This is a genomic window from Rodentibacter ratti (assembly GCF_002000485.1).
GTDB classification, from domain to species: Bacteria; Pseudomonadota; Gammaproteobacteria; order Enterobacterales; family Pasteurellaceae; genus Rodentibacter; species Rodentibacter ratti.
The window spans coordinates 211,747-237,597 of record NZ_MLAJ01000002.1 but is presented as its reverse complement, the minus strand read 5'-3'; the positions used below and the strand labels follow the sequence as shown (position 1 = coordinate 237,597).

Sequence of the window (25,851 nt, the reverse complement as noted above, 5' to 3'; positions counted from 1 at the left end):
AAGAAGGGATGATAAAAATAATGACAAATATTAATGAAACTTTGCTTCGTTTGATGCAGGTACCCAAACTGGGCGGTGTGGCGATTAACAAAATTCTATCGGCTATGACATTAGATGAATTGTTGAATGCAGATGAAAATGTTTTTCGCCAAATGGGTTGGGGAGCGATTCAGATTCGTCGTTGGTTTAAACCGGAAAAGAAATCTATGGAATCAGCCCTCATTTGGGCTGAAAGGGAAGGGAATCATTTAGTGAATTATTTTTCACCTTTTTATCCTTTTTTGCTAAAGCAAATCGGGAGCTTTCCTCCTCTTTTATTTGTTAAGGGGAATGCAACATCAATTTCACAGCGTCAAATAGCAATAGTTGGTAGTCGATACTGCACACCCTATGGCGAGTATTGGGCAAAGTATTTTGCTAAAGAACTCTCCTTTGCCGGTTTTACTGTTACAAGTGGATTGGCGTTAGGCATTGATGGATATTGTCATCAGTCGGTAGTGGATATCAAAAGGCAAACCGTTGCAGTTTTAGGTAGTGGATTAGAGGAAGTTTACCCGGCAAATAATAGACGGCTTGCAGAACAAATTTTGGAAAATAATGGTGCGTTAGTTTCTGAGTTTTTGCCAAATCACCCTCCTATTGCAACAAATTTTCCTCGTCGTAATCGTATTATTAGTGGTCTTTCTGTGGGGACATTAGTGATTGAAGCGACCGAGAAAAGCGGTTCTTTAATTACTGCACGCTATGCCTTGGAGCAAAATCGGGAAGTTTTTGCTATACCGGGTAATATTCAAAGTGAGTTTAGTCAGGGTTGTAATCGTTTGATTAAGCAAGGCGCAATGTTAGTAGAAAATATGAAGGATATTTTAGACACGTTGTATCAACATTCAATTCATAGCCAAACAGAAATTGATTTCAGTCGGATTGAAATGGAAAACCACATACTACCGAATAAACCTCGTCAGTTAGTTGAAACCCCAAGCCATCCTAAACTTTATGCCAGAATTGGCTATACTCCCGTGAGTATTGATGATCTCGCCCAGGAGTTTGGGTTGAGTGTAGAAGTATTATTGGTTCAACTTTTAGATTTGGAATTACAGGATTTGATCCTTAATGAAAATGGACTTTATAAACGTGTGTAGAAATATGTTAAAATAGTGCTCGATTTTATTGAGGATAAACCATGTTAGCGATTATTTCCCCTGCAAAAACCTTAGATTTTGAAAGTGCGGTCAGAAAACTTTCTATTTTTCAACCGAACTTAATCGATTATAGCGAGCAATTAATTGAAATTTGCCGCCAACTTTCTCCGCAAGATATTGCTTCATTGATGTCCATTAGTGATAAACTTGCGGGTCTAAACGCAGCACGTTTTGTCGAGTGGACTAAAGAACACAATGAACAAAATTCCCGTGCGGCTATTTTCGCTTTTAAAGGTGATGTTTATACCGGATTAGATGCCGAAAGCTTATCTGATGAGGATATTAGTTTTGCTCAGACTCATCTTCGTATGCTGTCAGGTTTATATGGCTTACTTCGTCCCCTTGACTTGATGCAGCCTTATCGTTTAGAAATGGGAACAAAATTAGCGAATAGCAAAGGCAAAGATCTTTACGCATTTTGGGGTAGTGTTATTACCCAAGCTGTGCAACAGGCGCTTGATGAACAGGGTGATAATGTGTTGGTAAATCTTGCTTCCGATGAATATTATAAGTCTGTAAAAGAAAGTCGGCTTCAGGCACAGATTGTAAAACCAATTTTTTTGGATAATAAAAATGGGCGTTATAAAGTCATCAGTTTTTATGCGAAGAAAGCCCGTGGCTTAATGTGCCGTTATATAATTCAAAATCGTTTAACCCATGTTGACCAATTAAAAGACTTTGATTTGGGGGGATATTGGTTCGATAAAACGGCTTCTACTGAAAACGAATTGGTATTTAAGCGAGACCATGATGAATAAACTTCTTGTTGTTTTAACCGCACTTTTACTTTCTGCTTGCGTAAGTACATCTTCTCAATTAGATGTACCTAGTCAAATTAAATACCACAATAAAACTTACCAAATGGCGACCGGACAAGATTTAGATTCGGTGGCTCGTTATATTTATTTGAGTAAGCCTGATACCTTAGAAAAGTGGCAATCTCAGATAGAGTTATTGTTGGATCGTAATAAACAAGATCGTGATATTAAAGAACGTATTACATTACGGGAACGGATTTATCGTAATACAGATGTGGCATCATTTAAATTGACCCCGATTAGAAATGAGAAAACAAATAGGGATGAAGGATTAAAGGGGTATGTTATTTATGCACCTACGGATAAAATGCCTTCTTGGCAAGTGAATATTATGATGGGAAAAGAAATCCCACAATGTGGTTTTGTTCAATTCCAGTATTCACAAAAAGTAAAAAATAGCCGACGCTTAAATAATAAAAAAGTCTTACAGCATTTGAAGAAATATTTGATTGAAAAAGAAATGAAAATTTTAGGAAAAATGGATTGGCAATGGCATTGTCAGAGTTTGAAGTAACCTAAAGTAAAAGCATATTTAGAATAAGCGATAAGATTTCTCAAAATTTTATAGAGCTGTATGTTTGAATAGTGTAATCTTAGCAACATTTCTGATTTAAATTTAACTTAAACAGGTGATATATGATTAAAAAAATTGCAGTATTAACCAGTGGTGGAGATGCTCCGGGTATGAACGCTGCCATTCGTGGCGTAGTGCGTGCGGCATTAGCGGAAGGTTTGGACGTTTTTGGTATCTATGATGGTTATCAAGGCTTATACAATAATAAAATTAAGCAATTAAATCGTTATAGTGTGTCCGATATTATTAATCGTGGCGGGACATTTTTAGGTTCTGCACGTTTCCCGGAGTTTAAAAATCCGGAAGTGCGGGCAAAATGTGCGGAGATTTTACGTTCACATGGGATTGATGCCTTAGTGGTAATCGGTGGTGACGGTTCCTATATGGGGGCAAAACTTTTAACGGAAGAACATGGTTTCCCTTGTGTGGGGATTCCGGGCACCATTGATAATGATGTCGCAGGGACAGATTATACCATCGGCTATCAAACCGCATTACAAACGGCGGTGGATGCTATTGACCGTTTGCGTGATACCTCAAGTTCCCATCAACGTATTTCTATTGTAGAGATTATGGGACGCCATTGTAGCGATTTAACGATTTCTGCGGGTATTGCGGGCGGGTGTGAATATATTGTTGCTTCTGAAATAGAATTTAATCGTGAAGAGTTAGTGCAACAAATTGAACGCAGTATTATTCGTGGTAAACGTCATGCCATCATTGCCATCACTGAATTAATTACCGATGTACATTCTCTTGCCAAAGAAATTGAAGCGAGGGTAGGACACGAAACCCGTGCAACCGTATTAGGTCATATTCAGCGTGGTGGTTCACCTTGTGCATTTGACCGTATTTTAGCTTCACGTATGGGGGTTTATGCGGTGGATATTCTGCTTCAAGGCAAAGGCGGTTATTGTGTGGGTATCCAAAATGAACAGCTCGTTCACCATGATATTATTGATGCAATTAATAATATGCGTCGTGAATTTAAAGCGGATTGGTTGGAAGTGGCAAAACGCTTAGAATAATTCATTAAACAGAAAGTGCGGTTATGTTTAGCCGCATTTTTTAATGATAATAAATGTATAATCTATAGGCTTATTTAGTCTTGGGTTTAATCGCATAATTGATATACCACGAACAGTTTCCTCAATTTTGACAAAGTGATAAAAAAGGGAATTTTTTTAAAAGTTAATTTTGTCTGAAATTTGCGTGGCTTTATTGCATAAAAAGTGAGATTTCCCTTTGACTATTTTCTTTACAACAGGTAATATTCACGCCCTATGCAAAAGGTAAAACTACCCCTCACCGTTGATCCGGTTAAAGGCGCGCAACAGCGAATCGATTATGAAGGTTGTTACACGATTAATCAGTTAGCGCGATTAGCTGAATCTGTGGTAAATGTGCTTAGCGATGCACAGGTAACATTATCGTTTTATATTGATCCGCAAAAATTAGTAGTGATGAAAGGGAAGGCACAGGTTGATGTTGAATTAGAATGTCAGCGTTGTGGTGAGCCGTTCAAACATACATTGGAATGTGATTTTATTTACAGTCCTGTGGCTAATTGGGATCAGGCTGATGTATTGCCGGAAATTTATGAGCCGATTGAATTTAATGAATTTGGCGAAATAGATTTACTTGGTGTAGTGGAAGATGAATTAGTTTTAACACTACCACTTGTACCAAAGCATTCATCTGAACACTGTGAAGTGTACGCGCAGGAACAGGTTTTTGGCGAATTGCCGGAAGAATTGGCAAAAAAACCGAACCCGTTCGCTGTATTAGCTAATTTAAAACAAAAGTAAATTAAATTTAGGAGTATAGCCAATGGCTGTTCAACAAAATAAAAAATCTCGTTCACGTCGTGATATGCGTCGTTCACACGATGCGTTAACTACTGCTGCAGTATCAGTGGATAAAGCAAGTGGTGAAACTCACTTACGCCATCACGTAACCGCAGACGGTTACTATCGTGGACGTAAAGTGATTAATAAGTAATTTTTTACTTATAGGTATTCACTTGAATCGTCTAACCTTAGCGTTAGATGTGATGGGCGGGGACATTGGTCCCCGTATTACTATCCCCGCATCGCTTTTAGCGTTGGAAAATGATCCAATGCTCTCTCTAATCTTATTTGGTGATAGCCAACAAATTTCCCCTTTTCTTGAAAACATTCCGAAAGCGAGTTTAGACCGCATTCAAATCCATCATTGCACTCGAACTATTGATAATAATCAGGGCGTTTCTTATGCACTCCGCCGTAGTAAAAATACCTCTATGCGTTTAGCCCTTGAGGCGGTTCAGCATGGTGTTGCACAAGGTTGTGTCAGCGCCGGTAATACTGGGGCATTGATGGGATTATCGAAGATTTTATTACAGCCCCTCAAAGGGATAGCCCGTCCGGCTTTGGTTTCGATGATACCAACTGTTGACGGTGAAAAATCGGTAATGTTGGATCTCGGTGCGAATCTTGAATGTAATGCGGAAAATCTTTATCAATTTGCTATAATGGGGAGTATTTTTGCCGAACATCGACTTAATTTAGTTTATCCCAGAATCGGATTATTGAATATTGGTGTGGAAGAAATTAAAGGGCATCAATTTATTCGCGATGCTGCCAATTTGTTAGAAAAATCGACCGCACTTAATTACATCGGGTTTGTTGAAGGTGATTTATTATTAAACGGTAAAGCTGATGTGATTGTCAGTGATGGTTTTTCAGGCAATATTGCCTTAAAAACTCTAGAAGGTGCGGCAAAAAATGTTTTATCTTTATTCAAAGAACCTTCTAAACACTATTGTTTAAAACCTATTTTTTGGGGAATGCGTTATTTGTTTAAAACAAACTATCAACGCCTAAAACGTATTAATCCTGATGAATATAATGGCGCATCGCTTATTGGATTAACTGCAGTGGTGGTAAAAAGCCACGGCAGTGCAAATGTAAATGCTTTTGCTCACGCTATTGCCGATGCCGCTTTCCAAGCCCGTCAGAAACTTCCCGAAAAAATTTTGGCGGGTTTAGAACGTTATTAATGACTTAACTTATTGATTATGAATAGCAGAATTTTATCTACCGGTAGTTATTTACCAAGCCAAATACGAACCAATGCAGATCTTGAAAAAATGGTTGATACCTCAGACGAATGGATTGTCACCCGTTCGGGCATTCGTGAACGTCGTATTGCCGCAGCGGACGAAACTGTTGCAACAATGGGATTTGAGGCTGCGAAAAATGCCATTAAAAGTGCGGAACTTAATCCTCAAAATATCGATCTCATTATTGTAGCAACCACGAGTAGTTCCCATGCTTACCCGAGTGCCGCTTGTCAAATCCAAGGGATGCTAGAGATTGATGATGCGATTTCTTTCGATTTAGCAGCAGCTTGTACCGGCTTTGTCTATGCATTAAGTGTGGCTGATCAATTTATCCGAACAGGCAAAGTAAAAAAAGCATTAGTGATCGGTTCTGATCTTAATTCCCGTAAATTAGACGAAACGGATCGTAGCACTGTTGTGTTATTTGGTGATGGTGCTGGTGCAGTGATTTTAGAAGGTAGTGAACAAGAAGGGATTATTTCAACGCATTTACATGCCTCTGCGGATAAACATAATGCATTGGTTTTACCGCAAGCTGAGCGTGGTGTTGAAAAATCCGGCTATATTGAAATGCAAGGCAACGAAACTTTCAAACTTGCAGTGCGTGAACTTTCTAATGTAGTGGAAGAAACCTTAGCGGCAAATAATTTGGATAAAAAAGACTTGGATTGGCTTGTACCACATCAAGCAAATTTACGCATTATCAGTGCAACGGCGAAAAAATTGGAAATGGATATGTCCCAAGTGGTCGTTACTCTAGATAAATATGCCAATAATAGTGCGGCAACCGTGCCGGTGGCATTGGATGAAGCTGTGCGTGATGGGCGTATCCAACGCGGACAGTTGTTACTACTGGAAGCTTTCGGTGGTGGTTGGACTTGGGGTTCGGCATTGGTGCGTTTCTGATAATTCTGTTAGAATCGCCGTGGAATTATTGGAAAGTGCGGTTAAATTTGACCGCACTTTTTAATATGTACCATCGTGGATACCGGTTTTTATTAAAGAAATATTTCAATTAAAAATAAAAGTAGGAAAAAAATGAAAAAATTTGCAATGGTATTTCCTGGACAGGGTTCACAAACCGTAGGAATGTTAAGCGAACTTGCCACCGCCTATCCTGTGGTGTTGGAGACATTTAAACAGGCCTCTGAAGCACTGGGTTATGATTTGTGGCAACTTGTGCAGCAAGGCCCAGCTGAAGAACTGAATAAAACATGGCAAACCCAGCCGGCACTTTTGGCTGCCTCTGTTGCGATCTATCGGGTATGGCAAGAAAAATATCCTCATTTAAAACCGGAAGTGATGGCTGGTCATAGTTTGGGTGAGTACTCGGCTTTAGTCTGTTCAGGAGCGTTAGATTTCCAAGATGCGATTAAATTAGTGGAATTGCGGGGAAAATTAATGCAACAAGCTGTGCCTGAAGGAACCGGAGCAATGTATGCGATCATTGGTTTGGACAATGAAGCGATTATCAATGCTTGTAAACAAGCTGAAGAAGGCGAAGTGGTGTCTGCTGTGAATTTTAACTCACCGGGGCAGGTCGTAATTGCCGGTGCAAAAGCTGCGGTGGAGCGTGCGGCTGCTTTATGTAAAGAGGCAGGAGCAAAACGTGCATTGCCATTAACGGTGAGTGTGCCATCACACTGCGCATTGATGAAACCGGCTTCGGATCAATTATCTGTTACCTTGGAAACGATCGCGGTGAACGAACCAACAGTTGCAGTAATTAATAACGTTGATGTTGCAACAGAATCGGAAGCTACTACCATTCGTGTAGCCCTTATTCGTCAACTTTATAGCCCGGTACGTTGGACGGAAACCGTAGAAAAAATGGCGCAAGATGGAGTTCAGGTTTTGGTTGAAATTGGTCCGGGCAAAGTATTGAACGGTTTAACGAAACGTATTGTAGGAGATTTGCAAGCAATGTCAGTGAATGACCTTGCCTCACTCAATAGCGTTGAAGAATTTTTAGCGTAATAAAGGAAGAAAAAATGCAAAATAAAATTGCTTTAGTTACAGGTGCGACACGTGGAATTGGTCGTGCCATTGCAGAAGAATTGGTATCAAAAGGCGCATTTGTTATCGGTACGGCGACTTCTGAAAAAGGCGCAGAGGCGATTTCTGCCTATTTAGGTGAAAAAGGCAAAGGTTTAGTATTGAATGTAACAGATAAAGCCTCTATTGAAACTGCATTAGAACAAATCAAAAATGATTTTGGTGATATTGATATTTTAGTAAACAATGCCGGTATTACGCGTGATAATTTACTCATGCGTATGAAAGATGATGAATGGTTTGACATTATGCAAACCAATTTAAGCTCGGTATATCATCTTTCTAAAGCGATGTTGCGTTCTATGATGAAGAAACGTTTCGGGCGTATCATTAATATCGGTTCTGTGGTGGGTTCAACGGGGAATCCGGGTCAGACTAATTATTGTGCGGCTAAAGCGGGTGTGATTGGTTTCTCGAAGGCATTAGCGAAAGAAGTGGCTTCTCGCGGTATTACTGTGAATGTGGTGGCACCGGGATTTATTGCAACAGATATGACAGATGTATTAACTGATGAGCAAAAAGCAGGGATCCTTGCTAATGTACCGGCAGGTCATTTAGGTGAAGCAAAAGATATTGCAAAGGCAGTTGCTTTCCTCGCTTCAGATGATGCTTCTTATATTACGGGTACCACATTGCACGTAAATGGCGGTTTATATATGAGCTAACCCCTTGATGGGAACAGTTATTTTTTGTTAGGCGATTTCGACTTATAAAATCATAGCCAAAGATTTTAGATAATGTTAAAATCAGCCTCGCAACATAATTTGGTAATACCTTGAGTGTGTAAAAGGTATATCGTTATTTTCTCTGTATGTATTTTGATTGCGCTTTTGTGGTGTGACCACTTATGAAAAGATTGCAAGAGTATTAAAAATTCATACACTAACCGCTCAGCAATGAGTTATAACAACATAGGAAAAACAAATGAGCATTGAAGAACGCGTAAAAAAAATCATCGTTGAACAATTAGGTGTCAAAGAAGAAGACGTGAAACCTGAAGCTTCTTTCGTTGAAGATTTAGGTGCGGACTCTTTAGATACAGTTGAATTGGTCATGGCTTTAGAAGAAGAATTCGATATTGAAATTCCGGATGAAGAAGCTGAAAAAATCACAACTGTTCAATCTGCGATTGACTACGTTCAAAACAATCAATAATTTCAAGTTGGGCGATCCTTTGGTCGCCTAATTTTTTATCTAGAATTTCCTTTCAAATAGACCGCACTTTATTTTTAATAATTTATTTCATTAATACTTTCTTTGATTGATATAGAACAATAAGTTATTGAATACTACTTAATTTGTGGTAATCCTTTGTGTTAGTATTTACTGGATTTTTTAGTTCGTATTTTAAATTTATTGGAGTATCTATGAACTTTCTGACTAACTTGGGTGAAGGCTCTCAATTTGTTATTCAACTCGCTATTGTACTAATCTGTTTGTTTTATGGTGCAAGGAAGGGGGGTATTGCATTGGGTATGTTAGGTGGTGTGGGATTAATTGTGTTGGTATTCGGTTTTGGTATTGAACCGGGTAAACCGGCAATTGATGTCATGTTAACAATTCTTGCGGTAGTCGTTACCTCTGCGACGTTACAAGCGAGTGGTGGCTTAGATGTCATGCTACAAATTGCGGAGAAAATGCTCCGTAAAAATCCAAAATATGTCAGTATTCTTGCTCCGTTTGTGACTTGTTTCTTAACGATTCTTTGTGGTACTGGGCATGTGGTTTATACCATGCTACCAATTATTTATGATATTGCGATTAAAAATGGTATTCGTCCTGAGCGTCCGATGGCAGCGAGTTCCATTGCTTCTCAAATGGGAATTATTGCCTCACCGGTTTCTGTTGCGGTTGTCACATTAACTGCGTTTTTGGTTAATGCAAAAACACCACTAGCGGGTTTTGATGGTTATTTGGATTTATTAAAAATCACTGTTCCATCAACTCTTTGCGGAGTCTTGGCTATCGGTATTTTTAGTTGGTTTCGTGGTAAAGATTTAGATAAAGATGCTGAATTTCAAGCGAAATTACAAGATCCTACTTTCAAACAATATGTTTATGGTGATAGTACCTCATTACTTGATAAAAAATTGCCACAATCCAGTTGGAATGCAATGTGGATTTTCTTTGGTGCAATTTTAGTTGTTGCATTACTCGGTTATTTTAAAGAATTGCGTCCCGCATTTGACAAATCAGTTCCGGCACAAGTTCTTGAAGTTGTTTCCTACGATAAAACAGTAAAAAGCTTTAATGTAAAAGAGGGGAAAATTGTTGCTACCGCACAAGACGGTATAGTGGCACTTGATGTTAAAGACAACAAGGCAAAAGCCAAAACGACTTATAGCCATGTTGAAATTTACAATGAGAAAGGCGAACTGGCTCAAACTATATCTTCACAAGACAACAATTCTGTTGTTATCCATACTGCGGATAAAGCCGAAACAATTGATAATGCCACAATTGTTTTAAAAGATAGCATGACTAAAAAAGTTAACATTAGTATGGTTCATGTTATTCAAATTTTTATGTTATTAGCCGGTGCGCTCATTGTTATCTTTACCAAAACAGAACCAAGTAAAATCAGTAAAAATGAGATTTTCCGTTCCGGTATGATTGCGCTAGTTGCAGTATTTGGTATTTCTTGGATGGCTGAAACGATGTTTACTGTCCATACGCCAATGATGAAAGCAACATTGGGTGATGTGGTTAAAACCTATCCTTGGACTTATGCCGTAATGTTGTTATTAATTTCTAAATTTGTAAATTCTCAAGCGGCAGCATTAGTCGCCTTTGTCCCGCTTGCGCTAGGTATCGGTGTTGATCCTGCAATTATTCTTGCTTTTGCTTCGGCATGTTATGGTTACTATATTTTACCGACTTACCCAAGCGATTTAGCGGCAATTCAATTTGACCGTTCCGGTACTACCCGTATTGGTAAATTTGTGATTAACCATAGCTTTATTTTACCGGGTTTAATCGGGGTAATTACTTCCTGTATCTTTGGTTACATTTTCACAGGTTTATTTGGTTATTTATAATTGTATTAACTGAAATTAACAAAGGCTATTCGAAAGAATAGCCTTTTTGTTTTTCTAAGTTATTTCAATTTTGTTATTAAAGTGCGGTTAAAAAATCGATGATTTTTATGTTCAAATTATTAACGGTATTTCTCGTTTCTCAGTAAGCAATGGATAAAAAAAGCCCTTTCAAAAATTTGAAAGGGCAAAGTATTTGGAGTCATACTATGAGTTGTTGAATTAACAAATCAGGTATGGGAATGAATTGTAACAATATTTAAAATAAATGCAACATTTATTTAACAATTAATTGTGCGGATTACGCGTATTTGCATTCACTAAATTACGCATCAAGAGTGCGTATTCTAAATTAACATCTCGTGGCACATCTAAGAATACGAAATGTCCGTCACCTAATGCTGCTTCCACTGATTCATTTTTTCGATTTAGCATTTTCTCAATTTTGAAATTGATATTACCTTGTGGTGTCATCATTTCTACATCATCGCCAAGTAAAAATTTATTTTTTACCGCGACTTCTGCCATGCCTTGCTCGTTACGTTTTCCGGTAAACTCACCGACAAATTGTTGACGCTCGGAAATAGAATAGCCGTATTCATAATTTTGATATTCATCATGGGTGTGGCGACGTAGGAATCCTTCGGTATAGCCTCGGTGGGCGAGAGATTCTAAGGTATCCATTAAACTTTCATCAAAAGGTTTGCCTGCCGCCGCATCATCAATGGCTTTTCGATAGACTTGCGCAGTACGGGCACAATAATAAAAGGACTTGGTTCGACCTTCAATTTTTAGAGAATGTACGCCAAGTGCGGTCAATTTTTCCACATGTTGTACTGCACGCAAGTCTTTTGAATTCATAAAATAAGTGCCGTGCTCGTCTTCAAAAGCTGTCATTTGTTCATCCGGTTTTTGTGATTCTGTATAGAGAAATACTTTATCTGTCACTGTTCCTTCACCGAGCGTTGGGGCAACGTTTTTGACTTCAATTTGTTGGCGAGGATCAATCTTTGGTACGATATTGCCGACCTCATCGGTCGTGCCTTCCTCCATTTTATATTCCCATCGGCAGGCATTGGTGCAAGTGCCTTGATTGGGATCGCGTTTATTAATGTAACCTGAAAGCAAACAACGACCGGAATATGCCATACATAACGCACCATGCACAAAAATTTCGAGTTCAATGTCCGGTACTTGCTGGCGAATTTCGGCAATTTCATCTAAAGAAAGCTCACGGGATAAAATGACGCGGGTTAGCCCCATTTGCTTCCAAAACTTCACCGTCGCCCAGTTTACGGCGTTAGCTTGTACGGAAAGATGAATATCAATGCCAGGGAAATGTTCACGCACCAGCATAATCAAACCGGGATCGGACATAATCAACGCATCCGGTCCCATATCAATGACAGGTTGCAAATCTTTAATAAAGGTTTTCAGTTTAGAATTATGCGGTGCAATATTCACCACCACATAGAATTTTTTACCCAGGGCGTGGGCTTCATCAATGCCGATTTTTAAATTTGCATGATTAAATTCATTGTTACGCACACGTAAGCTGTAACGGGGCTGACCGGCATAGACGGCATCTGCCCCATAGGCAAAGGCATAGCGCATATTTTTTAGAGATCCGGCAGGAGAAAGTAATTCGGGCTTAAATGAGGTTGTCATAATCTACTCTTTTTCTGATTTCAAGTCAGTAACCTGCCCGTAGGCAAGTCGTGTTAAAAGCCCGTATTTTAGGTCTATTTCACTATTTGTAAAGGATAAAGTGCGGTCAAATTTTGGGGTGTTTTCATTAGCGATAAAAAATACCCACGATACTGTGGGCATTTTTATTACTTCTCTGATGAACTTTCTTCGTCTATCAAAAGTTCTTGTTCTATCTCCTCAAAGGATTTGCCGTTGATGAAATAGCCATTGTCATTTTTTTCAAACTTGGCCACATAGTTTTCACCTTCTTCGACAAAAGGAGAGAGAGCGGTATCATAGGGTTTAATTTCACTTTGAATCATACGCCAGAATGCACTTTGTTCTTTAATCTTACTTGTTTTCTCATCGGGAATTTCAACTAATCTTTTATCAAAGGAAACCGTTAGTAAACCGTCAACTCTATCTAGGAAAGACCAACCCTGAGATGATTTCACCTCTTCCGGTGCTTTAGTCATCATTCCATTGGCTTCAAATTTTACCGAATAGGCTTTGGTTTCAGGCAATGTGTTGAGATTAAAACTCACATTGGCGTTATCCAAAATAAAATCAAGATCCAGCCATACGTTGTTCAAATATCTTTCTTGCGTTGAGGGTGTCAAATAAGCTTGGCAAAGCCTATCATAGGCGCCTAAACAAAATGTCGAGGACAAATATGCTCGATGGTTATTGCCTTTTAGAGGAATCGAAATCGACAAATCTTCAATTTGCATACCTTGTTCCGGCACACTCATTTTCTTGGCATTTAGCGTAAACATTTCATTATATTGATCATTTTCTAACGATTCATATTGATTATTAAGTGTGAGCTCTGTGACTTTATTTTCAAATAGATTTAAGCTGCCTAATGAAAAGTCAATGGTCGAATTTTCCCTAAACTCTTTCACCCATTTTTCTTTTAAATTAAGAAAATCTTTATTATCTTTAAGGGGAGGGGATTTTATCGTGAGCGTTTCCAAAAAGAACGGAATAAAGGCTAACTCATTCTCAATATTATAATTTTTCACTTGGACACGGAGTTTCCCATCTTTCGCATCCCATTTTTGAGCGTCATCTTCCGGTGTTTGCTTTACGCTCTCCACCAAGAGTTGGAAATCGATATTGCCTTTAGTGAGATCCTTATTTTCTAACTTCAATGTCATGTTTCCATTTTGTAAATTAAAATAAGCTTTTTGGTTTTTCGGCGCATTAACTGAAATAACGGAAATCTTGCCATCAAAATAATCATTTTTTGTTAATAGAGAAATAAATAATTCTATCCCGTTTTTAATATTTTGCTCGCCTGAGCTCAGTTTTTTAAATTCATTATAAAAATTAACCGCACTTGGTACACCTTGTTGATTCAACGTGATATTTAAACCGCCAAATATCGTTTGGCTTTCTTCTGTGGTGCGATTTTTATTGGAAATACGTAAAATATCACTACTTAGCCTTGTGATTAAATCACGTTTTTCCGTATTATCTTCTTTCTTTTTATTAAATTTATAGGTGGCGTTTTTTAATTGTAAACGTGTATTTTCACCATTTAATAAGGCTAATTCGGCATTTTCTGCGGTTAATTCAATATTGGTTAAATCATATTTACTTGTACTTAAAGAGGTAAAATAAACCTTCCCCTCTACATTTTTTAATTTACTCTCGTTATCATAGTTAAAACCGGTCAAATCACCTTTTAATTCAATGTCCCGCTCGTTCGAGAAATTTAATGAAAGTGTCATCTGTTGCGGTTTATTGGCAAAATCCCGAAATTCCGTCAAAATATTGGATTGTAAATAATCGCCTACCGGTGAAAATTTACTATTAATCGTATTTTTATCAATTGTAATATTTAAATCTTTATTTAATCTTCTCACAAACTGATCAGAAAATTTGGATTCCGCTGTAATAAAAAAAGGTAAAGTCGTCAATTTAGTGGAAATAATCTCAGCATTTTGTTCATCATTATCTTTTACACTGAATATTAAATCTCGGCTAAAAAAGTTTTTATTACTTTCAGTAATCTGTAATATTGCTTGGTTATCCAAAGAATAAGGGAATTTTTGTAATACCTGATCCACTTTATGATTAGTATAAATTTGTGCACCCGCGCCGGCGATAACGAGTATCGTTGCGAGGCTTAAGGTGATTTTTTTTCTTTTACTCATATTTCCCCCAAAGTCAATATTGAAAACAAGCAAGAAAATGACCGCACTTTTCATTAAAGTGCGGTCGGATTTTGGGAATTTCTAGCCTAAAATTTTATCCAATTCTTGGCTCACTGCTTCCACTTTTTGTGTGCCGTCTAAGCGGAAATATTGGGTGTTACCCGCTTTTGCCTCAGCTTGATAATAATCCACTAACGGTTGGGTTTGTTTGTGATAAACCGCTAAACGATCTAACACGGTTTCCGGTTTATCATCGGCACGGATAATGAGATCTTCACCGGTAATATCGTCTTTGCCTTCCACTTTCGGCGGATTGTAAACAATGTGGTAAGAACGCCCAGAGGCTTGGTGCACACGGCGACCGCTCATACGCTCAACAATCACCTCATCAGGCACATCAAACTCTAACACATAATCAATTTTCACACCTGATTCTTTCAAGGCATCTGCTTGTGGAATGGTGCGAGGGAAACCGTCTAGCAAGAAACCGTTTGCACAATCCGGTTGGGCGATACGATCTTTTACCAATGCTACGGTTAATTCATCCGGTACTAATTTGCCTTCATCCATTAACGCTTTAGCCTGTTTACCCAGTTCAGTGCCAGCTTTAATTGCCGCACGGAACATATCACCGGTTGAAATTTGCGGAATACCGAATTTTTTCATTATAAACTGTGCTTGTGTTCCTTTTCCTGCGCCCGGTGCGCCTAAAAGAATAATTTTCATAAAAAATCTCCAATTAAATCAATCAATGTAAATAAACCTGGGTAAGATACTGATAAAGCGAAGTGCGGTCAAATTTTTTATCTTTTTGAGCGCACTTTTCCACTATGCGGATTTTTTCTCGTTCCAAGGAGCGACCCAATATAAGCACATCATCCCTGGAAGGGCTAAAAATAAACATAGCCAAAAATAATCATAATAGCCTACAGCCCCCACTACATAGCCGGAAAGCATGCCTAACCCTTTGCTGGGTAAAGCGGAAAGGCTAGTAAAAAGTGCCAATTGGGTGGCAGTATAAAGCGGGTTCGTTTCACGTGCCATAAAGGCAACAAAAGCCGCCGTACCAAGCCCCACGCCAATGTATTCCGCAGCGATAACAATGCCTAATCGCCATAATTCGGTGGAGGTGATGATGTCAAAATGGCCAAATTTTGCCAACCAAATAAAACCGCCAATCGTCACCATTTGAACCAAACCGAATAACCATAAGGCACGGTTAATCCCTAGTTTTAACATTATCACCCCGCCTGCCAGCCCGGATAAAATGCTTGCCCAGAGGGAGGTGCTTTTCACCACCAGTGCAATGTCTTCTTTACCAAATCCCATATCATAAATAAATTTGGTTTGAAGTGTGGTGGCAAAGGAATCACCAAATTTATATAAAAATAAAAACAGTAAAAAACCGATGGCTTGTGCGACACCTTTACGTTGGAAAAATTCTTGCAGTGGGATCCAAAAGGCTTGATAAAAAGGCTGATTGTGTTGTGGCGTAGCAATCTTGGGTTCTTTAGCGAGAAATAAGGTCATAAAAATGCCTGCCAACATACAAAGTGCGGTCCATAAAAAAACCGTTTCCCAAGGATAAATCGTGGCAAGATAAAGGGAAAGCCCTCCCGGAATTAAACCTGCAATACGATAGGCATTAATGTGAATGGTGTTGCCTAAGCCAAGTTCGTGATCACTTAAAATTTCACGGCGATAAGCATCGAGTACAATATCCTGTGTCGCGGAAAAAAATGCAATTAATAATGCAATATTGGCAACAAGGCTTAACTGTGAGAGAGGATCAAAAAGGCTAATAATATAAAGTAAAATCAATAAGATCACTTGAGAAATCAGAAGCCAACTTCGGCGGCGACCTAAAAAGCTCGGGAAATAGCGATCTAATAAGGGCGCCCATAAAAATTTTAATCCATAAGGCAACATGACACCGGTCACCGCCCCGATTAATTCCACAGAAAGTTTTTTATCTGTCAGCCAAACCGGTAACATTTGTAATAAGACGAATAAAGGCAAACCGGAGCTAAAACCGGTGAACACGCAAATCAGCATCTTACGTGTAAAAATTTGGGAAAAAAGCGAGTTTGGCATAAAAGTGCGGTCAATTTTAGTCATATTTTAGTGACACGAGCATTGATCCCGTGCCACCACAAAGGATATTTTCGGGAAAATTAGTCTTTGTATCCTTGCGGATTGTTTTTTTGCCAATTCCACGTATCCTTCATCATTTGCTCCAGATTACGTTCTGCTGTCCAGCCTAGTTCTTTTGCCGCCAAGCTTGGATCAGAGTAGCAAGTGGCAATATCACCCGGACGGCGATCCACCAGTTTATAAGAAATTTCAATATTGTTGGCGTTTTCAAAGGCTTTCACCATATCTAACACCGAATAGCCTTGCCCGGTGCCGAGATTATAAATGTGTAAACCCGCATCATCTTCATGACGCTGAAGGGCTTTTAAATGCCCAATGGCTAAATCTACCACGTGAATGTAATCACGCACGCCTGTGCCATCGTGCGTGTCATAATCACTACCGAAAACAGAAAGTTGTGCCAGTTTACCAATCGCTACTTGGCTAATATAAGGCAATAAATTGTTCGGAATGCCGTTTGGATCTTCACCAATCAAACCGCTTGAATGTGCGCCTACCGGATTAAAGTAGCGTAAAATCGTCATACTGAATTGCGGCTCGGCTTTTGCCACATCACGCAAAATTTGCTCCACCATATATTTTGATGTGCCGTAAGGATTGGTTGTGCCGCCCACCTCGCAATCTTCCGTAATTGGAATAATTTTAGGGTCACCATAGACGGTTGCAGAAGAGCTGAAGACAAAATTCCATACTTTCGCTTTTTTCATTTCTTGCAACAATACCAGTGTACCGGCTACATTGTTCATATAATATTCCGCCGGTTTTTGTACGCTTTCACCCACCGCCTTTAAGCCTGCGAAGTGAATGACAGAATGAATGGTATTTTCAGCAAAGATTTTCTGCAGTAATGCTCGATCTAAAATATCGCCTTCATAAAACTTGACGGTTTTACCGGTGATTTGTTTTACGCGTTCAAGGGATTTAGGCGATGAATTGCAAAGATTATCTAATACAACCACTTCTTTGCCTGCATTTAATAGTTCGACAACCGTGTGCGAACCGATATATCCGGCTCCCCCGGTGACTAAAATTGCCATTTTCGACTCCTTTTCATAGACTTGGAATAGTTACTGATTATAGCATTATTTCATCTCAAAAAACGGATCTATTTTGATTCGCACTTTTTTCTAGAGATTCCTCACTCTCTCTTACTGTCGTAACGCAAAATTTGAACTCTGTCACAAATTTATAACATTTTAGTCATATTTAAACACTTTGGCTTGAAATAGCAAAGTGAGTGGCTATACTGTTTTAAATTAACTTTATCGGTGAATATCGGTAATCTAATCGTTTCTAGACAAAGAGTAGAAAAACAGTCTGCTAACAATGACAATCAAAGGAGTAGCATATGGCAAAAAATCTCAATGTTTTTGATCAAGAGTACGGTTTATTAATTAACGGTGAATGGAAAATGGGGGGCGAACTACTTGCCTCTCATAATCCTGCAAACGGGGAAGAGCTCGCGAAATTTGTTGATGCGACGGATGCAGATGTTGATGCCGCTGTTGCTGCGGCACAGCAGGCATTCAAAACTTGGCGACATACAACCGTGACCGAACGGGCTGCGATATTGAATAAAATTGCTGATGTGATTGATGAAAATGCAGAATTATTTGCCTTACAAGAAACCTTGGATAACGGCAAACCGATTCGTGAAACGAGAGCGGCAGATATTCCATTAGCTGCGGATCATTTCCGTTATTTTGCCGGTGTAATTCGTTCGGAAGAAGGTTCGGCAAATCAACTGGATGGCGAAGATTTATCTGTGGTACTACGTGAGCCTATTGGTGTTGTGGGACAAATTATTCCGTGGAATTTCCCATTTTTAATGGCGGCTTGGAAAATTGCCCCTGCGTTGGCAGCCGGTTGTACGATCGTCATTCATCCGTCTAGTACGACTTCGTTGAGTTTATTATCTCTTGCTCAAAAAATTAATCATTTGTTACCGAAAGGTGTGCTCAATGTGATTACCGGACGAGGCAGTAAATCCGGAGAATATATGTTGCATCACAAAGGGTTTAGTAAATTAGCCTTCACCGGTTCAACGGCTATTGGGCGTAATGTTGCGGTGGCTGCTGCGGAGATGCTCATTCCGGCAACCCTTGAGTTAGGCGGTAAATCAGCTAATATTTTCTTTGATGATATGCCGTTTGATAAAGCATTAGAAGGGGCACAAAAAGGGATTTTATTCAATCAAGGTCAGGTCTGTTGTGCCGGTTCTAGAATTTTTGTTCAAGAGGGCATTTATGATAAATTCGTCGCCGCATTAGCTGAAGAGTTTAAGAAAGTCAAAGTTGGCTTGCCTTGGGAAGATGATACCCAAATGGGGGCACAAGTGAATGCCGGTCAATTAGAAACGATCTTGAAATATGTCAAAATTGGAGAACAAGAAGGTTGTCGTATCATTACTGGTGGGAAACGTTTACAAGAGACTGGCTTGGATAAGGGCGAGTTTTTAGCTCCAACATTGATTGAAGCTCCGAATAATGAAGCACAAATTGCACAGGAAGAAATTTTTGGTCCTGTTGCTACTGTCATTAAATTTAAAACCGAAGAGGAAGTCATTAAAATGGCCAATGACAGCGAATACGGCTTAGGTGGCGGGGTATGGAGCGAAAATATCAATCGTTGCCTACGGGTTTCCCGCGCACTTGAAACCGGACGGGTTTGGGTGAACTGTTATAACCGTTTGCCGGCAGGTGCACCGTTCGGAGGATATAAACAATCCGGTATCGGTCGTGAAACCCATAAAATGATGTTGGATGCTTATACTCAAGTGAAAAATATTTACATCAGCACACGTGAAGAACGTGAGGGTATGTATTAATTGTCAATAAAAAGGGCAGTATCTAAACTGCCCCAAGAGTAAATTCTCTATCTCAAGGGCTGACTCCGATATTTCCTGAGCCAGCCCTTTTATCAAAATTTTAGAAATTAACGTTCATTCCAACGTTTAATTGATTCACGAATTACTTCTTTTGCTTCTTCAACATCGCCCCAGTGTGTCACTTTTGTGCTACCCGGTTTTTTCAAGGCTTTATAATTGTTGAAATGGAATTCAATTTGTTTAATTAATTGAGCCGGCACATCTGCAAGGCTGTTGTAAGCATTGCCAGTGTCACGATCATCTGCCGGTACGCAAACAATTTTATCGTCCACTTCGCCATCATCCACAAATTTCATCACGCCAATGACTTTGGCTTCAAGGAATACACCTGTTGCAAGCGGTTGACGGGTCAGTAATAACACATCTAATTCATCCCCATCTTCATCTAAGGTTTGTGGAATAAAGCCATAATTTGTCGGTTTGGCAAAAATTGCCGGTTCAACACGATCTAATTGGAATGCTGCGACCTTACGGTTCCATTCAATTTTATGGCAGCTACCTTCCGGAATTTCGTTTACCACGTTGATGATCCCTGCATCCACATCACCCGGAGTTAAAATTTGATTAAAATCAGCCATTGTCTTTCCTTATTTAATTGAGTTAAAAAACGACAAGAGTATAGCAGTTTTTAAGTGATGTTGTCGCTCTAAATTTTATTCAAAAACAACCGCACTTTACCCACGCAAACGTTTACATCTTATCCTGTTTCGGTAAAATAATCGCCTTTCATTCCAACTTACCTTAGAGGCAACATGTCTAATTTAGAAAAAATCTTTGAACTGCAAAAACGGGGTTCAACCATTCGTCAAGAAATTATTGCAGGTTTAACCACATTTCTTGCGATGGTATATTCTGTGATTGTGGTGCCCAATATGCTCGGCGCTGCGGGTTTCCCTGCCGAATCCGTTTTTATTGCCACATGTTTGGTAGCAGGTATGGGGTCGATTTTAATCGGCTTGTGGGCTAATGCCCCAATGGCGATCGGTTGTGCTATTTCCCTGACAGCATTTACCGCATTTAGTTTGGTGATCGGTCAAGGGGTTTCTATTCCTGTTGCGTTGGGGGCGGTATTCTTAATGGGGGTAGCCTTTACTCTTATTTCTGCAACAGGTATTCGTGCTTGGATTTTACGCAATCTACCTTCCAGTATTGCTCATGGTGCTGGTATCGGTATCGGTTTATTCTTACTTTTAATCGCAGCGAATGGCATTGGATTAGTGGTGGGCAATCAAGCCGGTTTACCCGTTAAATTGGGCGATTTCACCTCATTCCCGGTTATGATGTCGTTAATTGGTTTAGCCTTTATCGTTGGCTTAGAAAAAATGCAAGTCAAAGGCGGGATTTTATGGGTGATTATTACCATTACGATTATTGGTCTCGTTTTTGATCCCAATGTCAAATTCAACGGTGAAATTTTCAAAATGCCTACTTTTGGTGAAAACTCCTTATTTTTACAATTAGATGTACAAGGGGCATTACAGCCGGCGATTTTACCTGTGGTTTTTGCTTTAGTGATGACTGCCGTCTTTGATGCAACAGGGACAATCCGAGCCGTTGCAGGGCAAGCGAATTTATTGGATAAAGACGGACAAATCATCAATGGGGGCAAAGCCTTAACCTCTGATTCCGTCAGTAGCTTATTCTCAGGATTATTCGGTACAGCACCTGCAGCCGTTTATATTGAATCGGCAGCCGGCACCGCAGCCGGGGGGAAAACAGGGATTACTGCTGTCGTTGTGGGGATATTGTTTTTATTTATGCTTTTCTTCCAACCTCTTGCATTTTTAGTTCCGGGATATGCCACCGCACCGGCACTCATGTATGTGGGATTATTAATGTTAAGCAATGTGAGCAAATTGGATTTTGATAATTTTGTCGGCGCAATGAGTGGATTAATCTGTGCGGTATTTATTGTACTCACCGCTAACATTGTCACCGGCATTATGCTTGGTTTTGCGGCGTTAGTGATTGGTCGTATTGTGAGCGGTGATATTAAACGCCTCAATATCGGTACAATATTAATCGCAGTGGCATTAGTTGCTTTCTATGCTGGTGGTTGGGCAATTTAATTTTCTCATCTCAAAGCATCAGCTAATTTTTTAACCGCACTTTGAAAGTGCGGTTATTTTTTGCTGTGATTTTATTTTTATCTGACTTTTTCTTTCCTTTTCCTAGTCCTTCTTCTTATTCAATGGTAGAATTTCAGGCTTTTATGAGTAAGGAAAAATAATGACATTAGTTGAATTTGTAATGGATAAATTGGACGATTTAAAAGGCACGGATATTGTACATTTTGATGTGCGTGGAAAATCTTCCATTACGGAAAATATGGTAATTTGCACCGGTAGTTCAAGCCGACAAGTCTCGGCGATGGCAGATAATTTAATCACAGAATGTAAGAAAGCCGGGGTTGAAACCTTTGGTGAAGAAGGTAAGAATACGGCAGATTGGATAGTGGTGGATCTCGGTCAAACCATTGTGCATATCATGCAACGCGATGCGCGTGAGATGTACCAATTAGAAAAACTTTGGGCATAAAGTGCGGTCGTTTTTCCGCTAGATTTCATCTTGCTTGATAAAAAGGAATACTCGTGAAAATCACATTAATTGCAGTAGGGACAAAAATGCCGACTTGGGTTATCAACGGATTTGAAGAATACCAACGCCGTTTTCCGAAAGAAATGCCCTTTGAATTAATTGAAATTCCCGCTGGAAAGCGAGGGAAAAATGCGGATATTAAACGAATTTTAGAGCAAGAGGGAAAAGCAATGTTGGCGGCTTGTGGAAAAAGCAAAATCGTTACCCTTGATATTCCCGGTAAAGCTTGGACGACACCGCAACTCGCCGAACAATTGGAAGCTTGGAAAAATGATGGTCGGGACGTTTGTTTATTAATTGGCGGGCCGGAGGGGCTTTCAGCGGAATGTAAAGCGGCGGCAGAGCAGAGTTGGTCGCTTTCGCCCCTCACGTTGCCTCATCCGTTAGTCCGAATCGTGGTGGCGGAAAGCTTATATCGGGCTTGGTCGCTGACGACCAATCATCCTTACCATCGTGAGTAAAAGTGCGGTCAATTTTAGATGAATTTAAAGAAATTTTTCGCTGTTCCAACCCATGAACCGATTCGCGATAAAAAAGCGGAACGGAATCTTTTTGCCCGCCGAACATTAGTGGCATTTATCGGGATTCTTGCCCTCACCGGCGTGTTATTTACCAATATTTATCATCTCCAAGTGGTCAATTTTGACACTTATCAAACACGCTCTAACGGCAACCGAATCAAACTTTTACCTGTCCCACCAACCCGTGGATTAATTTATGATCGCTACGGTGAATTGCTTGCTGAAAATCTGACTTTTTTCGGCTTATACATTGTGCCGGAAAAAACGGAAAATTTAGACCGCACTTTTGAGGAACTCCGTTATATTGTCGGTTTAACTGATGAAGATATTGAGAATTTCAAAAAAGAGCGTCGTCGTGGCACACGTTATACATCCGTTATGCTCAAACCTAATTTAACGGAGGCGCAAATAGCCCGTTTTGCGGTAAACCAATATCAATTTCCAAGTCTTGAGGTACGCCCTTATTTTAAACGTAATTATTTGTATGGCGATATGATGGCGCATATTCTCGGCTATGTGGGTAAAATTAATGATAAGGATGTGGAAAAACTAAAAAAAGATGAGAAATTTGCCAACTATGCCGGCTCTCATGATATGGGCAAATTGGGGATTGAGCGTTATTACGAAGACCAGCTACATGGAACAACAGGCTTTGAAGAGGTCGAAATCAACAACCGTGGAAAAGTGATCCGTAAATTGCGTGAACAACCTGCTGTTGCCGGTAAAAGTATTCATCTTACCATCGATCTTGCCCTTCAACATTATATTACGGATTTACTTGCCGGACAAAAAGGGGCGGTAGTTGTACTTGATCCAAAAGATAGTAGCGTATTAGCGATGGTTTCAACCCCAAGCTATGATAACAATTTATTTGTGGACGGCATTTCCAGTACGAATTATAAAGCCCTGTTGGAAGATCCCGCCCGTCCGCTTTATAGCCGTGCAACTCAAGGGATTTATCCGCCGGCCTCAACGGTGAAACCCTTTATTGCTGTGGCTGCACAAACGGAAAATGTGATTAATCAAAACACCACAATTTTTGACCCGGGGTATTGGATATTACCCAATACCACAAAACGTTTCCGTGACTGGAAAAAATCAGGGCATGGTTACACGGATTTGAACAAAGCGATTACTGAATCGTCCGATACTTATTTTTATCAAGTGGCTTATAATTTGGGAATTGATCGTTTATCTTCGTGGATGAAACGTTTTGGTTTTGGAGTACCGACAGGGATTGAAATTAATGAAGAAGCCTCGGCAAATATGCCGACTCGGGAATGGAAGCAAAAACGCTATAAACGTCAATGGGTACAGGGAGATACGATTTCAGTGGGGATCGGACAGGGATATTGGACATCCACCCCTCTACAGGTGGCAAAAGCGACCGCTGTTTTAGTGAATAACGGCAAAGTCAATACGCCTCATTTAATGAAATCGATTGAAGGCGCAACCATTGAGCCTTATCAAGATCCGCGGCTTTACGAGGATATTACCGAGCCGAAACAAGCCTATTGGGATGCGGCAAAGCGGGGAATGTTTAATGTTGTGCATTCCGGCGCCGGAACGGGGAGAAAGGCCTTTGTTGGTACAAATTATCATGTTGCAGGAAAATCCGGAACGGCACAAGTATTCAGTTTAAAAGAGAATCAAAAATATAACGCCGCAGATTTAAAAAAAGAGCTCCATGATCATGCTTGGTTTACTGCCTACGCACCTTACGAAAACCCTCGTATGGTGGTGGCGATTATTTTAGAAAATGCCGGAGGCGGTTCAAGTAATGCGGCTCCGGTTGTGCGTAAAATTATGGATTATTACTTAAATAAACGTTTACCGGAAATTGAGCGAAAAGAAAATTTGAATAAGCCTCAAGAGGTTAATAAGGATTCAGTAATGGAAAACGGAGCGGAATAATGGAAGAAAAAACGCCACTTTGGCTTCGTTTATGGAAGCCGTTACATTTGGATTTCTGGTTATTACTGGGGCTAATTGCTATCAGCGGTTATGGCATGTTAGTGCTTTATAGTGCCTCCGGCGGTAGTGAAACTATGTTTAGAAATCGCATTATTCAGGTATTTCTTGGTTTCACTGTCATGTTAGTCATGGCTCAACTTCCACCTAGATTTTATCAGCGGATAGCGCCTTATCTTTACTTGGTCGGTTTGATATTGCTCGTTTTGGTCGATGCGATTGGAACAACCAGTAAAGGAGCTCAGCGCTGGTTAGATCTTGGTTTTATTCGTTTTCAACCTTCAGAGATCGTGAAACTGGCAGTACCTTTGATGGTGGCGGTTTATTTAGGTAATCGTCCGCTTCCGCCAAAATTGGGCGAAACTTTTATCGCTATTGCGATGATTATTGTGCCGACGTTGTTGGTGGCGATTCAGCCCGATCTTGGTACTTCAATTTTAGTGAGTGCCTCGGGTTTATTCGTTGTTTTTCTTGCTGGGATGAATTGGTGGTTGATTCTTGCCGCCGTAGTGGGATTGGCCGGATTCATTCCCATTATGTGGCTTTATTTAATGCACGATTATCAGCGTACGCGAGTGTTGACCTTACTGGACCCTGAAAAAGATCCGCTCGGTGCGGGCTATCATATTCTGCAATCCAAAATTGCTATCGGTTCAGGGGGGCTGTGGGGCAAGGGTTGGATGCAAGGAACACAATCTCAACTTGAATTTTTGCCTGAGCCCCACACCGATTTTATTTTTGCCGTGATGAGTGAAGAACATGGTATGGTTGGTTTTGGCATTTTAATTGCGATTTATATGTTTATCATTGTTCGTGGTTTAATGATTGCGGTTAATGCACAAACCTCTTTTGGCAGGATTTTAGCCGGTGCGACAACTTTAATTTTTTTCGTGTATTTGTTCGTCAATATTGGTATGGTAAGCGGTATTTTGCCGGTAGTTGGCGTGCCATTACCATTATTTAGTTATGGCGGAACTTCTTATGTGGCGATTATGGCGAGTTTTGGCTTAATTATGTCAATCCACACACATCGCACAAGATTTATAAATGGGAACTAATTGGCGTTTTAGTTTTCTTACGTA

Annotated in this window: 24 protein-coding genes; 18 read left to right on the top strand and 6 right to left on the bottom strand. The window is 39.8% G+C overall.

The features are described 5' to 3' along the window. Window positions 1-20: 20 nt before the first annotated feature. From dprA to BKG94_RS01910, 12 genes are all read left to right on the top strand, one after another. Entirely contained in the window at window positions 21-1,142 is a 1,122-nt protein-coding gene (dprA, locus tag BKG94_RS01965; RefSeq protein ID WP_077433693.1) for a DNA-processing protein DprA, read from the top strand. 41 nt (window positions 1,143-1,183) lie between these two features. Continuing rightward, a complete protein-coding gene (yaaA, locus tag BKG94_RS01960; RefSeq protein ID WP_077433691.1) occupies window positions 1,184-1,960 on the top strand; it encodes a peroxide stress protein YaaA in 777 nt (258 codons plus the stop codon). Next, window positions 1,953-2,534, top strand: a complete 582-nt coding sequence (locus tag BKG94_RS01955) for a hypothetical protein (protein WP_077433689.1) — start codon at window positions 1,953-1,955, stop codon at window positions 2,532-2,534. The genes yaaA and BKG94_RS01955 overlap by 8 nt, the downstream gene beginning before the upstream one ends. Window positions 2,535-2,656: 122 nt before the next feature. Continuing rightward, complete coding sequence (gene pfkA / locus BKG94_RS01950) at window positions 2,657-3,622, top strand: 6-phosphofructokinase (RefSeq protein ID WP_077433687.1); 966 nt, start codon at window positions 2,657-2,659, stop codon at window positions 3,620-3,622. A gap of 255 nt (window positions 3,623-3,877) precedes the next feature. Continuing rightward, window positions 3,878-4,402 carry a 23S rRNA accumulation protein YceD gene (yceD, locus tag BKG94_RS01945; RefSeq protein WP_077433685.1) on the top strand — a complete coding sequence of 175 codons (525 nt, stop codon included), beginning with the start codon at window positions 3,878-3,880 and terminating at the stop codon, window positions 4,400-4,402. A gap of 22 nt (window positions 4,403-4,424) precedes the next feature. Further along, window positions 4,425-4,595: a 50S ribosomal protein L32 gene (gene rpmF, locus BKG94_RS01940; protein ID WP_005544470.1), complete on the top strand. Its 171-nt coding sequence runs from the start codon at window positions 4,425-4,427 to the stop codon at window positions 4,593-4,595. Window positions 4,596-4,617: 22 nt separating this feature from the next. Further along, window positions 4,618-5,634, top strand: coding sequence for a phosphate acyltransferase PlsX (plsX, locus tag BKG94_RS01935; protein WP_077433683.1), 1,017 nt, complete (start codon window positions 4,618-4,620; stop codon window positions 5,632-5,634). An 18-nt stretch (window positions 5,635-5,652) separates the two neighbouring features. Beyond that, window positions 5,653-6,603 carry a beta-ketoacyl-ACP synthase III gene (locus BKG94_RS01930; RefSeq protein ID WP_077433681.1) on the top strand — a complete coding sequence of 317 codons (951 nt, stop codon included), beginning with the start codon at window positions 5,653-5,655 and terminating at the stop codon, window positions 6,601-6,603. 132 nt (window positions 6,604-6,735) lie between these two features. Next, window positions 6,736-7,674: an ACP S-malonyltransferase gene (fabD, locus tag BKG94_RS01925; protein ID WP_077433679.1), complete on the top strand. Its 939-nt coding sequence runs from the start codon at window positions 6,736-6,738 to the stop codon at window positions 7,672-7,674. A gap of 14 nt (window positions 7,675-7,688) precedes the next feature. After that, window positions 7,689-8,417 carry a 3-oxoacyl-ACP reductase FabG gene (gene fabG, locus BKG94_RS01920; protein ID WP_077433677.1) on the top strand — a complete coding sequence of 243 codons (729 nt, stop codon included), beginning with the start codon at window positions 7,689-7,691 and terminating at the stop codon, window positions 8,415-8,417. Between the two features lie 259 nt (window positions 8,418-8,676). Further along, complete coding sequence (gene acpP / locus BKG94_RS01915; RefSeq protein ID WP_005544465.1) at window positions 8,677-8,907, top strand: acyl carrier protein; 231 nt, start codon at window positions 8,677-8,679, stop codon at window positions 8,905-8,907. 212 nt (window positions 8,908-9,119) lie between these two features. Then, window positions 9,120-10,790, top strand: a complete 1,671-nt coding sequence (locus BKG94_RS01910) for an anaerobic C4-dicarboxylate transporter (RefSeq protein ID WP_077433675.1) — start codon at window positions 9,120-9,122, stop codon at window positions 10,788-10,790. Window positions 10,791-11,075: 285 nt separating this feature from the next. Here the strand turns inward: BKG94_RS01910 and trhP are convergent, their stop codons facing one another. The 5 genes from trhP to galE form a co-directional block, all read right to left on the bottom strand. Next, entirely contained in the window at window positions 11,076-12,455 is a 1,380-nt protein-coding gene (gene trhP / locus BKG94_RS01905) for a prephenate-dependent tRNA uridine(34) hydroxylase TrhP (protein WP_077433673.1), read from the bottom strand. 167 nt (window positions 12,456-12,622) lie between these two features. Then, complete coding sequence (locus tag BKG94_RS01900) at window positions 12,623-14,638, bottom strand: hypothetical protein (protein WP_077434104.1); 2,016 nt, start codon at window positions 14,636-14,638, stop codon at window positions 12,623-12,625. A gap of 81 nt (window positions 14,639-14,719) precedes the next feature. Next, window positions 14,720-15,364, bottom strand: a complete 645-nt coding sequence (adk, locus tag BKG94_RS01895) for an adenylate kinase (RefSeq protein WP_077421098.1) — start codon at window positions 15,362-15,364, stop codon at window positions 14,720-14,722. Between the two features lie 102 nt (window positions 15,365-15,466). Continuing rightward, complete coding sequence (locus tag BKG94_RS01890) at window positions 15,467-16,732, bottom strand: MFS transporter (RefSeq protein WP_143538886.1); 1,266 nt, start codon at window positions 16,730-16,732, stop codon at window positions 15,467-15,469. A gap of 80 nt (window positions 16,733-16,812) precedes the next feature. Continuing rightward, entirely contained in the window at window positions 16,813-17,829 is a 1,017-nt protein-coding gene (gene galE, locus BKG94_RS01885) for a UDP-glucose 4-epimerase GalE (RefSeq protein WP_077433671.1), read from the bottom strand. A 311-nt stretch (window positions 17,830-18,140) separates the two neighbouring features. On the opposite strand from galE, the gene BKG94_RS01880 reads away from it, so the two are divergent. After that, window positions 18,141-19,619, top strand: coding sequence for an aldehyde dehydrogenase family protein (locus BKG94_RS01880; protein ID WP_077433669.1), 1,479 nt, complete (start codon window positions 18,141-18,143; stop codon window positions 19,617-19,619). Window positions 19,620-19,726: 107 nt separating this feature from the next. Here BKG94_RS01880 and BKG94_RS01875 read toward each other — a convergent pair whose 3' ends face one another. Further along, window positions 19,727-20,257, bottom strand: coding sequence for an inorganic diphosphatase (locus BKG94_RS01875; RefSeq protein ID WP_005695476.1), 531 nt, complete (start codon window positions 20,255-20,257; stop codon window positions 19,727-19,729). Window positions 20,258-20,431: 174 nt separating this feature from the next. Between BKG94_RS01875 and BKG94_RS01870 the strand changes: the two genes are divergently transcribed. The 5 genes from BKG94_RS01870 to rodA all read left to right on the top strand — a co-directional run bounded on the left by BKG94_RS01870 (window position 20,432) and on the right by rodA (window position 25,827). Beyond that, window positions 20,432-21,748: an NCS2 family permease gene (locus BKG94_RS01870; RefSeq protein WP_077433667.1), complete on the top strand. Its 1,317-nt coding sequence runs from the start codon at window positions 20,432-20,434 to the stop codon at window positions 21,746-21,748. Between the two features lie 160 nt (window positions 21,749-21,908). After that, the gene (rsfS, locus tag BKG94_RS01865) at window positions 21,909-22,217 is read left to right on the top strand and encodes a ribosome silencing factor (RefSeq protein WP_077433665.1); all 309 of its coding nucleotides are present in this window, start codon (window positions 21,909-21,911) and stop codon (window positions 22,215-22,217) included. A 53-nt stretch (window positions 22,218-22,270) separates the two neighbouring features. Next, window positions 22,271-22,738, top strand: a complete 468-nt coding sequence (gene rlmH / locus BKG94_RS01860) for a 23S rRNA (pseudouridine(1915)-N(3))-methyltransferase RlmH (protein ID WP_077433663.1) — start codon at window positions 22,271-22,273, stop codon at window positions 22,736-22,738. Between the two features lie 18 nt (window positions 22,739-22,756). Further along, a complete protein-coding gene (mrdA, locus tag BKG94_RS01855; protein ID WP_077433661.1) occupies window positions 22,757-24,712 on the top strand; it encodes a penicillin-binding protein 2 in 1,956 nt (651 codons plus the stop codon). Next, complete coding sequence (rodA, locus tag BKG94_RS01850; RefSeq protein WP_077433659.1) at window positions 24,712-25,827, top strand: rod shape-determining protein RodA; 1,116 nt, start codon at window positions 24,712-24,714, stop codon at window positions 25,825-25,827. The genes mrdA and rodA overlap by 1 nt, the downstream gene beginning before the upstream one ends. Window positions 25,828-25,851 lie beyond the last annotated feature (24 nt).